General features: G+C 64.8%; 11 protein-coding genes. 4 read left to right on the top strand and 7 right to left on the bottom strand.

The features are described from left to right. The first annotated feature begins 70 nt into the window (after positions 1–70). Entirely contained in the window at positions 71–1,168 is a 1,098-nt protein-coding gene (gene queA, locus CXZ10_RS03770) for a tRNA preQ1(34) S-adenosylmethionine ribosyltransferase-isomerase QueA (RefSeq protein WP_101287588.1), read from the top strand. Between the two features lie 95 nt (positions 1,169–1,263). Here queA and lexA read toward each other — a convergent pair whose 3' ends face one another. Both lexA and CXZ10_RS21450 read right to left on the bottom strand, forming a co-directional pair. After that, positions 1,264–1,974 (bottom strand): transcriptional repressor LexA, encoded by a 711-nt coding sequence (gene lexA, locus CXZ10_RS03775; protein WP_101287589.1) that lies wholly within the window; start codon positions 1,972–1,974, stop codon positions 1,264–1,266. A gap of 233 nt (positions 1,975–2,207) precedes the next feature. Continuing rightward, positions 2,208–2,381 carry a hypothetical protein gene (locus CXZ10_RS21450; protein WP_180335847.1) on the bottom strand — a complete coding sequence of 58 codons (174 nt, stop codon included), beginning with the start codon at positions 2,379–2,381 and terminating at the stop codon, positions 2,208–2,210. Positions 2,382–3,036: 655 nt separating this feature from the next. On the opposite strand from CXZ10_RS21450, the gene CXZ10_RS03780 reads away from it, so the two are divergent. From CXZ10_RS03780 to araH, 3 genes are all read left to right on the top strand, one after another. Further along, positions 3,037–4,023, top strand: a complete 987-nt coding sequence (locus CXZ10_RS03780; protein WP_101287590.1) for an arabinose ABC transporter substrate-binding protein — start codon at positions 3,037–3,039, stop codon at positions 4,021–4,023. Between the two features lie 71 nt (positions 4,024–4,094). Further along, entirely contained in the window at positions 4,095–5,615 is a 1,521-nt protein-coding gene (araG, locus tag CXZ10_RS03785) for an L-arabinose ABC transporter ATP-binding protein AraG (RefSeq protein ID WP_101287591.1), read from the top strand. Continuing rightward, positions 5,615–6,562: an L-arabinose ABC transporter permease AraH gene (gene araH / locus CXZ10_RS03790; protein ID WP_101287592.1), complete on the top strand. Its 948-nt coding sequence runs from the start codon at positions 5,615–5,617 to the stop codon at positions 6,560–6,562. The genes araG and araH overlap by 1 nt, the downstream gene beginning before the upstream one ends. A gap of 82 nt (positions 6,563–6,644) precedes the next feature. On the opposite strand, the gene CXZ10_RS03795 is transcribed toward araH, so the two are convergent. From CXZ10_RS03795 to CXZ10_RS03815, 5 genes are all read right to left on the bottom strand, one after another. After that, positions 6,645–7,391, bottom strand: a complete 747-nt coding sequence (locus tag CXZ10_RS03795) for a phosphotransferase family protein (protein ID WP_101287593.1) — start codon at positions 7,389–7,391, stop codon at positions 6,645–6,647. A 93-nt stretch (positions 7,392–7,484) separates the two neighbouring features. Further along, on the bottom strand, positions 7,485–8,681 hold the full coding sequence (gene nhaA, locus CXZ10_RS03800; RefSeq protein ID WP_101287594.1) for a Na+/H+ antiporter NhaA: 1,197 nt from the start codon (positions 8,679–8,681) through the stop codon (positions 7,485–7,487). A gap of 179 nt (positions 8,682–8,860) precedes the next feature. Continuing rightward, positions 8,861–9,751 carry a serine hydrolase domain-containing protein gene (locus CXZ10_RS03805; RefSeq protein WP_101287595.1) on the bottom strand — a complete coding sequence of 297 codons (891 nt, stop codon included), beginning with the start codon at positions 9,749–9,751 and terminating at the stop codon, positions 8,861–8,863. A 62-nt stretch (positions 9,752–9,813) separates the two neighbouring features. Then, a complete protein-coding gene (locus CXZ10_RS03810) occupies positions 9,814–10,707 on the bottom strand; it encodes an aldose 1-epimerase (protein ID WP_101287596.1) in 894 nt (297 codons plus the stop codon). Between the two features lie 11 nt (positions 10,708–10,718). Further along, on the bottom strand, positions 10,719–14,090 hold the full coding sequence (locus CXZ10_RS03815) for a DUF5107 domain-containing protein (RefSeq protein WP_210199834.1): 3,372 nt from the start codon (positions 14,088–14,090) through the stop codon (positions 10,719–10,721). Positions 14,091–14,160 lie beyond the last annotated feature (70 nt).

The raw sequence follows: 14,160 nt of genomic DNA on the forward strand, positions 1-14,160 counted from the left end.
TGCGATGGGGCTTGGCGCTGCTTCCGCCCGTGACCGTTGCCTTTCGCCGCGACCGTGCCTATGCAGGAGCATGCAAGTTTCAGCCTTCGATTTCGATCTGCCGTCCGACCGAATTGCCCTGCGTCCCGCCGTTCCACGCGATGCATCGCGCCTGCTGGTGGTGCGGCCGGGCGAGCCCTTAGAGGACCGGCATGCGCGCGATCTCGCCGATCTCCTGCGGCCGGGCGACGCGCTGGTGTTCAACGATACCAAGGTCATTCCCGCCCACCTCGAAGGGCGGCGCGACCGGGAGGGCGCCGAGCCGGCCCGCTTCTCGGCCACGCTGCACATGCGTGAGGCTCCGGATCGCTGGCGGGCTTTCGTCAAAGGCGCTCGTAAGCTGCGCGCGGGGGACCGCGTGGCTTTTGCCGGCGCCGATCCGAGCGTGGCTCCGCTTGGCGCCGTGGTGACCGAGAAAGGTGAGGATGGCGAAATCACCCTGGCCTTCGATCGCGCCGGACCGGACCTCGATCTGGCGCTGATGGCGGTCGGCCATATTCCGCTGCCGCCCTATATCGCGGCGCGCCGTCCCGAGGACGAGCACGACCGGGCCGACTACCAGACGGTCTATGCGCGCGAGAGTGGCGCCGTTGCAGCGCCGACGGCGGGGCTTCACTTCACGCCGGAGCTCTTCGGTCGCCTTGAGGCACGCGGCATCGACCGGCACTTTGTGACGCTGCACGTCGGCGCCGGCACTTTCCTGCCCATGAAGGTCGACGACACCGAAGACCACAAGATGCATTCGGAGATCGGTTCCGTTTCATCGGAGACCGCCGAGGCGCTCAACACCGTTCGCGCTCGCGGGGGCAGGGTGGTGGCGGTGGGAACGACGTCGCTGCGCCTTCTGGAAAGTGCTGCCGGCGAAGATGGCCTCGTCCGGCCGTTCGCAGGTCCGACCGACATCTTCATCACGCCGGGCTACCGCTTCCGCGCCGTCGACCTCCTGATGACCAACTTCCACCTGCCGAAGTCGACGCTGTTCATGCTGGTGTCGGCCTTTTCCGGCCTCGACACCATGCGCGCCGCCTACGCCCATGCGATTGCCAGCGGCTACCGCTTCTATTCCTATGGGGACACGTCGCTGCTGCATCCGTCGCCGGAGAGCCGGTTGACTGCCCAAGCGAGCTAGCCCACCCCAGCCTAGGTAACGTCGTCCTGCCGGGTCGGCTCCGGTCGCCATCTCTCGCAGGACGCCGAACGACGCTTGCCGCGCGCCTTAGGCGGTCAGTAGCGGCGCATTAGCGCCACGAGGCGGCCCTGAATGCGGACGCGGTCCGGCCCGAAGATGCGTGTCTCATAGGCCGGGTTGGCAGCTTCGAGGGCCACCGAGGCGCCCTTGCGCCGCAGACGCTTCAGCGTCGCCTCTTCGTCGTCCACCAGCGCCACGATGATATCGCCGGAGTCGGCGGTGTCGGACTTCTTGATGACGACCGTGTCCCCATCCAGGATGCCGGCCTCGATCATCGAGTCGCCACGCACCTCAAGGGCGTAATGTTCGCCGCCGGCCACGAGGTCGATCGGCACATGCAGGATATGCGACTGGTTCTGGATGGCCGCGATCGGCACACCGGCGGCGATCCGCCCCATAACAGGCACCGGCACCGTGTCGCGGCTGTCGAGAGAGGGTGGAGGACTGGCCGGCGGTGCTTTGCGGCCGCCATCGCCTTCGATGACTGCCGGCGCGAAGCCCTTGCGGGCGCGGCCGATGCCAGGCTGCATGGTCTCCGGCAGTTTGATGACTTCCAACGCCCGCGCCCGGTTGGGCAGGCGGCGGATGAAGCCGCGTTCTTCCAGCGCGGTAATGAGACGGTGAATGCCCGACTTCGACTTGAGATCCAGCGCGTCCTTCATTTCGTCGAAGGACGGCGGCACGCCCGATTCCTTCAGACGCTCATGAATGAACATCAGGAGTTCGAGCTGTTTGCGCGTGAGCATTTTCTGGTCCCCGCTGGTCGGCCGGCGCGCTGGTTGCGCCGAAACGCGATTCGGTACAAATCACGAACAGAGTTAACATGTTCCGTGTGTGTTCCGCAATGGGGGATTGTCCGCTCAGGTTAGGGATTGACCGAAAAGACAAGCATTTCCGCCGTTCGTCCAAGTAAACGCCGGTTGCCCGCATCGAAGGCGCCAAGAAGTTGCGACCTCATGCAACGCCAGCCGGACCGAAGTCAGGCAAGTGAGTTCCTGACGGCATCAATGACGTCCGGCGCATAGAGCTTGCAAACTCCGCGCTTGCCGACCGGCTCGATCTTCAAGGTTTCGATGGCCTTCTTCACCTTGGTGTCGGAGACGCCGATCTCCTTGGCAATGACACCAACGGTAACGGTCGCTTGGTCGGTCAAGATGGGCCCCCGGCGCAGCGGAGTCTCACGCGAGAAAAAGGGTATGCAGCCACGCCTGCCGGGTCAATGGCGCCTGTCGGGATTGCCCTCCGGGCGAATGCTTAGGCTGGCTGCCGCCATCGCCTCGTCCGGTGGCGGTCGGGGACGGGCTTTGATTTCCGTCACGGAGTGTTCGACAAAGGTCGAAGCTCTCGGTCCCTTAAGAGTTTCGTCCATGGAGTTCATGGATGCAGCCATTCCCGCGTGGACATCCGCCACCTAGGCTCTTTCCCGTCGCACACAATCGTCCCTGCTGGCAGGGCGAATGGTGCGGCGCGACCGGTTCGGCCGGCGGTGGGATGGCCGCCGGGAGGAAGCGTGGGGCCGACAGGACGACGGGACGAGAGACGCGCGGTAATCTGGGAAAGGGCCTGGGCCGGTTCATCCGGGATCGTCGGTACATCCGGCCTCGATCATCGCCCCTTTCATCCTCGGTCCTCCGCATGCCTGGCCGCCTCACGTCCGCAGTTGCGGAAGGTTCGAGTTGGCCTGCGCTGGCGGGGCAAGGAATCGTCCATGATGGGGCTTCCGCCGGTTCCGCCGAAGGGTCGCTTGGAGTAGCGAAAGGCGCGCCGGGTTGGCGAGCGATCGTTGAAGAGAAAATGGAGGAAACGCCATGCTTCGCATTCTGAAGAGCTTCGCTGCCGTCGGCATCGCCATCGGCGCGCTGACAGCCGCGGCCCATGCGGCCGATATCAAGATCGGCTTCGTAGTCAAGCAGCCGGAGGAGCCCTGGTTCCAGGACGAGTGGAAGTTCGCCGATATCGCCGCCAAGGAAAAAGGCTTCACGCTCGTGAAGATCGGCGCCGAGGACGGCGAGAAGGTGCAGTCGGCAATCGACAATCTGGGCGCTCAGGGCGCGCAGGGCTTCATCATCTGCACCCCGGACGTCAAGCTCGGCCCGGGCATTGTCGCCAAGGCGGAAGCCAACGGCCTCAAGCTGATGACGGTCGACGATCGCCTGGTCAATGCCGACGGTTCGCCGATCGAGGCCGTGCCCCATATGGGTATCTCGGCGCTGAAGATCGGTGAGGCCGTGGGTGCTGCCATCGCCGACGAGATCAAGAAGCGTGGCTGGGATATGGCCAGCGTTGGCGCCATCCGCGTCTCCTATGACCAGCTCCCGACTGCCGTCGACCGCGTCGAAGGCGCCATCTCCTCGCTGAAGGCGGCCGGCTTCCCCGAAGCCAACATCTTCGACGCGCCGCAGGCCAAGACCGACACCGAAGCTGCCCTCAACGCCGCCACGGTGGTGCTCAACAAGCATGCCGACGTGAAGCATTGGGTGGCCTTCGGCCTCAACGACGAGGCGGTGCTCGGCGCCGTTCGCGCCTCCGAGACCGTCGGCATCACGCCGGACAACTTCATCGGCGTCGGCATCGGCGGCGCGGATTCGGCGATCAACGAGTTCAAGAAGCCCGCCGCCACCGGCTTCTTCGGCACCGTGATCATCTCGCCGAAGCGCCACGGCTACGAGACCGCGCTCAACATGTATGAGTGGGTTGCCAACGACAAGGCGCCGCCGGCCCTGACGCTGACCGCCGGTGAGCTTGCGCTGCGCGACACCTATGTCGAAGTCCGCAAGAACCTTGGCATCGAATAAGACTAAGACCGCTAGCACGTGAAATGGAGCCGGCGACGCAAGTTGCCGGCTCCCCAGCAAGGCGCGAGGACATGGCCGACTTTCTGAGCTTCTCCCACATTTCCAAGACCTATCCGGGCGTCAAGGCGCTGTCGGATGTCTCCTTCGGGGTGGGGAAGGGCTCCGTTCACGGGCTGATCGGCGAGAACGGTGCCGGCAAGTCCACCCTCATTCGCATTCTCTCGGGCGACACGGCCGCCGACAGCGGCGAGATTTCCATCGACGGATCTGCTCAGCACTTTTCCTCCACCCGCGATGCTTTCGCGGCCGGCGTGGTCGTAGTGCATCAGGAGCTTCAGCTGGTGCCCGAGCTCACGGTGGCGGAAAACCTCAGGCTCGGCCGTTTTCCCAACCGGGCGGGCATCATCGACTTCCGTGCATTGAAGGCCGAGGTGAACCGTCGCCTCAAGGACATCGGCCTTACGGTCGACGCGGACACCAAGGTATCCAAGCTATCGCTCGGCGAGCGGCAGATGATCGAGATCGCCAAGGCGATCATGCTCGACGCCCGCGTCATCGCGCTCGACGAGCCGACATCGTCGTTGTCGTCGCAGGAGAGCGAGGTTCTGTTCAGGATCATCGGCGAGCTGCGCGCCGCCGGCAAGGTGATCATCTACATCTCGCATCGTCTCGATGAGATCTTCCGCCTCTGCGACGGTTGCACGGTGCTACGCGACGGCAAGCTCGCCGCCCATCATCCATCGATGGCCGACGTGACGCGCGACAGCCTTGTCGCCGAGATGGTCGGCCGTGAGATTTCCGACATCTGGGGCTGGCGCGGTCGGACGGCCGGTGAGGTACGGCTGAAGGTGGAAGGCATCACCGGATCGAAGCTGCCGCACCCGATCGGCTTCGAAGCGAGGGCCGGCGAGATCGTCGGCTTCTTCGGACTGGTCGGTTCGGGCCGGTCCGAGCTGATGCGCCTCGTCTACGGCGCCGATCCCCGTCATTCCGGCAGGGTGATCATAGACGGCGGCGAAAGCGCAGGCAGCAACCCGCGTCGCTCCATCCGCGAAGGTCTGGTGCTCTGTTCGGAGGACCGCAAGTTCGATGGCATCGTCCAGGGGCTATCGGTCGGCGAGAATATCGTGATCTCCGCCCGCCGGCACTTCTCGCCCTTTGGCGTGCTGAGCCTGAAGCGCGAGGCCGACACGGCCGCCGAGTTCATCAAGCAACTGAGGATCCGTACGCCCTCGGCCAAGCAGGACATCGTCAACCTCTCCGGCGGCAATCAGCAGAAGGTGCTGCTCGCCCGCTGGCTGGCCGAGAGCGGTGTCAAGGTGCTGATCGTCGACGAGCCGACGCGCGGCATCGACGTGGGCGCCAAGGCCGAGATCTACGAGCTGCTCTACGAGCTTGCAGAAAAGGGGCTGGCCATCGTCGTCGTCTCCAGCGAGCTGCCGGAGGTGATGGGCATTTCCGATCGCATCGTCGTCATGTGCGAGGGGCGGATCGCCGCCCGCTATGAACGCGCCGATTTCAATGAACACGCCATTCTCGCCTCGGCCCTGCCGGACCGGACGGCTGGCGAGCCGAACAAGAAAGCATCGTGATGGCCTTCCTGAAACGTCTCCTGCTGGGTGAGCAGGGCCTCCTCGTCATCTTCGTCATCGCCTTCGCGGCCGTTTCGATCTTCGTGCCGAGCTTCCTCACCGAGCGGAACATGCTCGGCCTGTTCCAGTCGGTGGTGACCATCGGCATCGTTGCCTGCACGATGATGTTCTGCCTGGCGTCGCGCGATTTCGATCTGTCCGTCGGTTCCATCGTCGCCTTCACCGGCATGGTGGCGGTGATGGCCTCCAACGCCTCCGGCTCGATCGTCGTCGGCCTGATCGCGGCTCTCGCCTGTGGCACCTTCGTCGGCTTCGTCAACGGCACCATCATCGCCAAGCTCAAGATCAACGCGCTGATCACCACGCTCGCCACCATGCAGATTGTCCGCGGCCTAGCCCTGATCTCGTCGGACGGCCGGGCGGTCGGCATCAACGATCCGGGCTTCTATCAGCTGGCGCTGTCGCGTTTCCTCGGCATTCCCACGCCGATCTGGATCATGCTCATCCTGTTCTGCGTGTTCGGCTTCGTGCTCAACCGGTCGGTGTTCGGCCGCAACACGCTGGCCATCGGCGGCAATCCCGAGGCGTCGCGTCTCGCCGGCGTCAACGTCGACGGCATGCGCATCTGGATCTTCACCATTCAGGGCCTCGTCTGCGCGGTCGCCGGCATTCTCCTCGCCTCGCGCATCACGTCAGGACAGCCCAACGCGGCGACCGGACTCGAACTCTCGGCCATCTCGGCCTGCGTGCTCGGCGGCGTGTCGCTGGCCGGCGGCCGGGCGGCAATGACGGGCGTCATCGTCGGCGTGCTGATCCTCGGCATTGCCGAGAACGCCATGAACCTCCTCAATATCCAGGCCTTCTACCAATACCTGGTGCGCGGCCTTATCCTGCTGCTCGCCGTGCTGCTCGACAACGTGCGCAGCACCGGTCTCGGCCGGAAGTAACGGGCATCAGCCGCACCTAGCCTTCGATCGGCGCCCGGACGGGAAACCATCCGGGCGTTGGCGTTTGGCGGGCTGCGACCGCCTAGGTGTCGAGAGCGCTCAGGCCGGCGAGGCGTCGCAGACTTTCCGTTTCGGCGGGAACTCCCTCCGCCAGACGGGCGGCGGCCGTTGGCGGCAACCAAGCCATGATGTCGGCGACAGCCGTTCCGGTCAGGCCAGAATAGGCATCGACGTAGTCGGTCGCGAGCGCTCCATCCACACCATGTATGAGGACATAGCTGCGGCAGACATCCGCCGCCGGGTGCCCGCAGCTGGCGTCCAACCAGTCGAGAATGGTGACCTGATCGGCCGTGCCGTGGATATTCCATGGGTGAAAATCGCCGTGACACAGGCTTTCGCCCTCCGGCAGGGCGTCGAGCTGGCGCAGAAGGCGGTCGCGGGATACCGGCTCGATATGGTCGGTTCTCCTGATGTTAGTCGACAGCCTCGTCTTGAGAGAAGGGAGGCCACTGCCCGGTTTCTGATGAAGCTGGCAATGCAGACGTGCCATCTCTTCAATGCATTTGGAGCGAGCGTCTGTCACCATTTGCTCAGCGAAGCTTCGGCCACTTGCGCGGTCCATGACCAAGCCCCAGCGACCGTCGTGGTCGTCGACCGAGTGCACCCGCGGCGTTGGCAGGTCGAGGCGCTCGACAAGGGCGAGATTGGCGGCCTCCCTGAAGGCCGCTGCCTTCGATGCACCGGACCGGAAGAGCTTCAGGACCCGCTCGCCATACTCGAAGACCTCGGCATCTTTGCCCGACCCCACTCTGCAGCCGATCTCATTCATGGCGCTCTCCAACGGCGCGGAGCGCGGGTCTCCGAAGCAAAACAACCGCGCTTGGCAGCGGACCTGAACTCGCGCCGGCCAGCTCCGTCCGCACTATACGTCGGGGTGCCGTTCGCGTCGTCCGAAAGCGGCGAGGCAAATGGCGCCGACGATGCCGGAGGCGACCGATCCCATGAGGATGCCGATCTTGACGTGGTCCTGAACGGCCGGGTCGTCGAAGGCCAGCAGCCCGATGAACAGCGACATCGTGAAGCCGATACCGCAGAGCAGTGCGGTCCCGGTCATCTGGCCCCAGCTTGCCTTGGCCGGAAGGTGAGCGAGACCGAGCTTCACCAGCAGGACGATGGTTCCTACGACGCCCACCAGCTTTCCAAAGAGCAGACCGAGCGCGACGCCCATGGTCAGTGGTTCGGTGAACACGTCCAGCGAAATTCCAGCGAGCGAAACGCCCGCGTTGGCGAAGCCGAATATCGGGACGATGACGAAGGCCACCGGCTTGTGAAGAAGGTTCTCCAGGCGATGAAGAGGGGACTCCTCATGGGAGGCTTCGGGGGCACCGGGCGTTACCTTCAGCGGGATCATCAGCGCCAGCATGACGCCGGCCAGTGTAGCGTGGACGCCGGAGATGAACACCAGCACCCACAGCATGAGTCCCAGAGCCAGATACGGCCAAAGCGCGATCACTTTTGTTCGGTTCAGTCCGTAGAGCGCAGCGAGGACGACGGCGGCGCCTCCCAAGGCCATCGTGTTGAGATCGCTGGTATAAAACAGCGCGATGACGATGACGGCGCCAAGATCGTCGATGATGGCGAGGGCCGCCAGAAAGATCTTGAGTGAACTCGGAACCCGGGAACCGAACAGGGAGATCACGCCGAGCGCGAAGGCGATGTCCGTTGCCGTCGGAATGGCCCAACCCCGCAACGCCGATGGATTGCCCCAGTTCAAGGCGCCGTAGATGAACGCGGGAACCAGCATGCCGCCGGCTGCCGCCGCGCCTGGCAGGATGCGCCGGCTCCAGCTCGAAAGCTGGCCGTCCAGCATTTCCCGTTTGATCTCCAGCCCGACGAGCAGGAAGAACAGCGCCATCAGCGCGTCGTTGATCCAGTGCTGGACACTGAGCGGACCGATGTAGACGTGGAGACTGTGAAAGTAGGTTTCCGCGATCGGTGAGTTGGCGGTCAGGATGGCCAGTGCGGCGACGACCATCAGGACCAGACCACCCGACGCCTCGTCATTGAGAAAGCGGCGAAGGGTCGACTGGATGCGCCTTGGTGCGATCGGCAAAGACATGGATTTTCGCTCCCATGATCGGAAGGTTGATCGAAGTCTCCGTCGATTTCGGGCTACCCGTAGCGCACGCAGCACACGCTATTGAGCGTCTAGACTAGCGGAGTCCTCGCACTATTTCCATGTTGATCGTCAAATGTGCGGCCAGAAGACGCAGCCCATTTGTTGCAGCGACGGCGCGTTCATCGACCTACGGCGATCGCCGCGGCTTCGTACTCTGCCAGCCCCTCACTCTGTCCTTCGCTGAAAACTGCAACAGTCACCGGGTCGGGGCGCTCGGGAAAATGGTAGACCGCATTGACGCTGAACGGTCCTCCTCCCGAATGGCCGATGACGCGCCCGGCACTTTCCATGCGGCCGATCATCAAGCCCAGACCATAGCCGCAATCCGTCCAAGGGCGACCTTCGATAGCGCCGCCCAAGGGAATGCGCCGCAGCATCTCGTTGACTGCGGTCGTGCCCAGCAGGGCTCCGCAAAGAAGGGCGTGCAGCAGGTGCGCGGCATCCTCGGCCGTTCCAATCAGGCAGCCGTGATAGACCCACCCGGGGTGGTATTTCGCTCCAGCAGGCCAGTGAACCCGACGAAACTGCTCGCGGGTTGTCGCAAGTTCGATGCTGTTCAAGCCGAGAGGGCGGCAGATTGTGTCGGTGACAAGGGCGGCGAAATCCTCCCCTGAGGCGACTTCCAACTGTTCCCGCGCCAGCATGAAGCCGACGTTGGAATAGGACCAGCCTTGGCCGGGCTCGAAAAGATAGCCCTTAACCAGTGCCGCAGTGAGAAGCCTGTCGCGGGGCCAGGGATCTTCGTCGGCTGCGACGGCTGCATGGTAGTCGGATAGGGCGGAATAGTCCGGGAGGCCGGAGGTATGGTTCAGCAACTGCCGAAGCGTGAAGCGCTCACCGTCGAGAACTTGATCCAAATCGATCTCGCCGCGCTCGTACAGTTTCAGCGCGCAGATGGCGATGACGGTCTTGGTGAAGCTCCAGTAGGGGAAAAGCAGGGAGGCATCGCCGTGCGTGCCTCGACGCCCGTCCGCCGTGATCCATTGGGAATGGGTGCCCGTTGCCTGCATGGCAAACCTGTACCATCCGTTTTGGACGCAGTGTAGCGTCCTCCACCGAACGCCGTAGCGGATTAATGCACCAAGGCCTCGAGGACGATGCGCCCCTCAAGAGAGTTGCCGGGATCCAGCTGCACCAGGCCGCCCATCCCTGCCAAGCCGAAACCATCGACAGAGTGCGTCATCGGCTCGAAGCAGAACCAGTCGCCGGCATAGGCCGGATCGCGGTCGGTATCGGGACGATAGATGACGTACCGGGAAAAAGCTGGCCCCGCGTCGATCTTGAGGGTTACCCCCCGCTCCGGCCAGTCGATGCGCGCGCAGCCGTTCCAGCCCTCGAAGCCGTTGTTGACCCAGCAGTTGGGCAGCGGTGCGGCTTTCCGAAAATCGAGTTCGGCGGCGATGGGGACTTCTTCGGTGGGAAGGTGATCGGCGCCTTCCAGCCAGACTGAGGAAGCCGGCGCCGTCAGTCGCGTGCGCGCGGCCAGCGGAAAATAAGGGTGCCAGCCGAGACCAAAGGGCAGGGGGACTTTTCCCGTGTTCTCAACTGACAGGGCCAGCGCCATGCCCCGCCCGTCGAGCGTCACGGTCTGTCGCGCGAGATAGTCCCATGGGGCAGCCGCGTCGGCCATGTGGCGCAGGATGAGGGTGGCGCTGCTGTCGGATACCGCTTCGATGCCCCAGTCGGACAGCCAGCCGTCGCCGTGCAGGCGATAGCGGTCGCCGGCATTGGCTGTCAGCCGATAGTCTCGACCGGAGAAGGTGAAAGCGTTGCCGCCGACGCGGTTGCCGAAAGGCACCAGCGGAAAGGCGGAAGTCTCATCGGGTGCGCCGTTGCCGCCATGGCGAGCCGGACGCAGGAGGGGGAGGCGACCGGCGCTTGCGTCGATCTCCCAGCCGAGGACGGCTGCGCCTTGTGTCGAGAGCTTGAGCTCGGCGACGTTCGTCCGGAGGCGCAGCACGTCCATGTCAGGCCTCCTCAGCCATTGGGAAGATCGCTGAGGAGGTCGGCGGCGAGCGCATGGTTGGGGTCCAGCTTCAGGGCAGCCTGAAGATGCTCGCGGCCGGTTGCGGGGTCGCCGAGGCCAATGGCCGCTTCGGCGAGCATGACGTGGGCGGAGACGCGCCGTCGAAGCTGCAGGTCGTCGTCGAACAGCAGCATGGTCGGTAGCGAGGTGGCGAAATAATCGATCTTCGCCGGGCTGGCCATCGTCTCCTCGGCGTAGGCGCGGAGTTCGTAAAGCAGCGTCTCGGCTTCCGCCTTGCGGCTGAGCGCGATTAGCGACAGGGCCGAAAAGAAGGTTTTCTCCGAATAGGCGCGCACTTCCATGCCGAGGAAATCGCCGGCAAACTCGGCGGCCAGCGTCAGCCAGCGTGTCGCCTCTTCGCCGCGGTCAGCGGCGGCGAGCGCCTTGCCGAGCCAGTACTGGACGTCGCTCTGGTTGGCGAGCAGGTGACGCGCCTCGCCGAGGGATCGCGGCGGGTTGAGCGCCGCCTCGAACTCGGCCACCGCGGCCTCCGCCTTGCCGGCTGCGAGAACCCGCCGGCCGAGGCCGAGGTGACTACGCACCCACTGGTCGAGGGCAAGGCCTTCTCCGCCTTCCCAGGGCTGGAAAGCGCGGCCGGCGATCAGCGGCGCCGACTTCTCCGGTTGACCAAGCTGGTTATAAAGCGCCGACAGCTCGACGCTGAGGTCGTCGCGGCTGGCTACGAGATTCAGTCGGCTCTCCAGTTCGGCGAGGCGCTCGGCGGGCGAGCGTCCGATACGCTTCCAAAGCTGGTCGCGCTCGTAGACGAGACGGGCATCATGTGGGGCGGCGGCAAGCGCCTTGTCATAGGCCGCGACGGCCTTTCCCTCGGATCCCTCGATGTTGAAATAGCCGATGCCGAGGTTGCGCCAGGGGATCGACCATGACGGGTCGATCGCCACCGATTTCTCCCAGAGGACAATCGCCTCGGCGTGGCGCCGGCGATCGTAGAGAAGGTTGCCGAGATAGCAGGGTGCACGGCCATCGGCCGGGTTCGCCCCGATCGCCGCCTCCAGCGCGGCGATGTCTTCGAGCCGCGCCGGGAAGCAGTAATCGGGCGACGCCTCGGCGGCAGCGGCGAGGTAGGATTCCGTGGACTTGCCGAGCCGGCCCGCAAGGAGGGCCGCGTGATAGTGAAGAAGCGGCGAAGCTGCACGGCCAACCGCCGCAGCGCGGCCTTCGAGAAGCGCAAGGGCGTCAGCAACGAAACCGCTACGGGCCGTCTCAATGGCGATGTCGAGATAGAGCTGGTCGTCGCCGTTGAACGGCAGCCCGTTCAGCATCCTGGCGCGGGCATCGAGCGGATCGCGGGCCAGCGTCTCGGCGAGAAGCGTGTCGGCTTCGGCCGCACGTCCGAGCTTGATGAGCAGGGCGGCCTTGAGGCTGCGGGCAACCGAGTTCTCGACGTCGTGGCGCAGCGCCTCCTCGACATGGCCCAAAGCGTCGGCGAGAGCGCCACGCGTGCCGTCGATCTCTGCCAAGGCCAGATGCGCCGGCCCGCGCCAAGCGGCATTCCAGGTCGCCTTGTAGAGGGCATCGTAGGCGGCGTCGGGCTGGCCGAGATAGCGCAGGGCGATTCCGAGGTGATAGTGCGCTTCGCCGGTCGGTGGGTTGGGGTTGCGGCGGGTCAGGCGCTCGATCGCCTTGCGGAAGCAGGCTTCGGCTGCTGTGAACTCGCCGCGCCGAAGATGCCAGATGCCGAGAGCCGTGTTGCACCTGACATCGCCGGGATCGCGGCGGAGCGCCTCGCGCCAATAGATGTCGGCCGGCCGGGTCGCGTGGCGGTATTGGTCGAGGTGGACGCCCGTCATCCAGAGTTCGTCGGCGCTGTCGATGTCCTCGGGCCGAGGCGGTTCGGTGGCCGGCGGCGGGATGGTTACCTTATCCCGGTCCACGGGGCGGCGCTCGACCAGCGTGACGCCATCCTGTTCGACAACGACGCGGACGCCATCGGGATCGACGCCGCCGGGGAGGTCGAGGGGGATGAGAAGCGGCTTCGCCGGATCGAGGTTGACCGTCCGCTCGGCCAGCGTCTTCTCGCCAACTGAGACGATGATCCGCGCGCCAGTGGCCGCCTCGGTTGCCTGTATGCCGACCGTCAACCTGACACCGTCGAATTTCAGGCCGATGGCGGCCTTGAGCGTCGCCGCGGCCGCGGCGCCGATCTCGCGGATCGGGTACCAGTATTGCGAGAAGGTCTTGGTCTCGCCGGGGGCGACGAAGGAAAAGTCGGGCTGGTTGTCGGTGTAGACGCCGGCCATGATCTCGATGTAGGGCCAGTAGACGCCGTTGTCGTCCGGCTCGGTCAAGTTCCGGTCCCAGGCGTAGCCGAAGTCATGGTTGCCCCAGGTCCACTGCTTCTTGCCGGGGGATATGTGGTGGTTGGCGACATGGACGATTCCCGCATCGACGGCGTGGTCGTAGCCGCCAAAGAAATCGTCGCGCGAGCCAAGGCACATGTAGCTGGTCGGCACCGGAATGTTGGCATACCAGCGAAGGTCGTTGGGGGCGTAACCGCGCTTGGGAACGAACTGCGACGGCGTTTCCTCGGGCGGCACGCCGTCCCTGGCGCGGCTGGCATAATCGACGCCGTAGTAGCGGCCTTCGCAACCGGGAAAGGCCGAGGTCGCCCGTTTGGCATGATCGGCGATGAAGTGAACGTCCTCGGGGAAGAAGCTCTGATAGTCCTCGTGGACTTCGGTGGCGACGTTCGCCCACCAGAGGAAGGTCTGGGTCAGCTCCGTGCGGTTGTGCAGGCGAACGGCCAGCTCCAGGCAGGCCTTGCCGGGGCTGAGCCGCACGCCGTGCATGCCCTTCATGCGATTCATCGGCTCGTGTTCCGACAGCCAGATGACGCGCGAGCCATCCGCTTCCTCGACGATTTCCCAGGCGGTCGGCATGTAGGTGCTGGGCCGGTGATGCTGCGGCCAATTGAACTCGATGCCGCCGGACAGCCAGGGGCCGGCGAGGCCGACCAGGGCCGGCTTGATGACGCGATTGCGATAGACGAGGTCGTAGCCGTTCATCTTGTCGACGACGGCATAGATGCGGCCGCCAAGCTCCGGCAGCACCGTGACGCGCAGATAGTCGTTCTCGATATGCAGCGCCGTCCAGCTCTTGTCGTGCAGTTCCGAGTCGATGCGATCGAAAAAGGGCAGCGGGTAGACGCGGCCGCTGGAACCCTGGAAGACCCGCTTTTCCAGGAACATCGGATTGCGGTCGGCGGGGGCGGGCTCGTAGGTGGGAATGACAAGGGGTTCCGACCACGCCTTGACCGGCCCGGTAAGCGCCCGGGGCGCTGCGGGGAGTTCGACTTGTTTCATGGCGCGTTCCTTCCCATCCCGTAGCCGGGGATCTGTCATTGTCGGAACGCTAGGCGCCGGTCCTTCAATC

Origin of the sequence: Pleomorphomonas diazotrophica (genome assembly GCF_002844595.1) — a bacterium.
Lineage (GTDB): Bacteria > Pseudomonadota > Alphaproteobacteria > Rhizobiales > Pleomorphomonadaceae > Pleomorphomonas > Pleomorphomonas diazotrophica.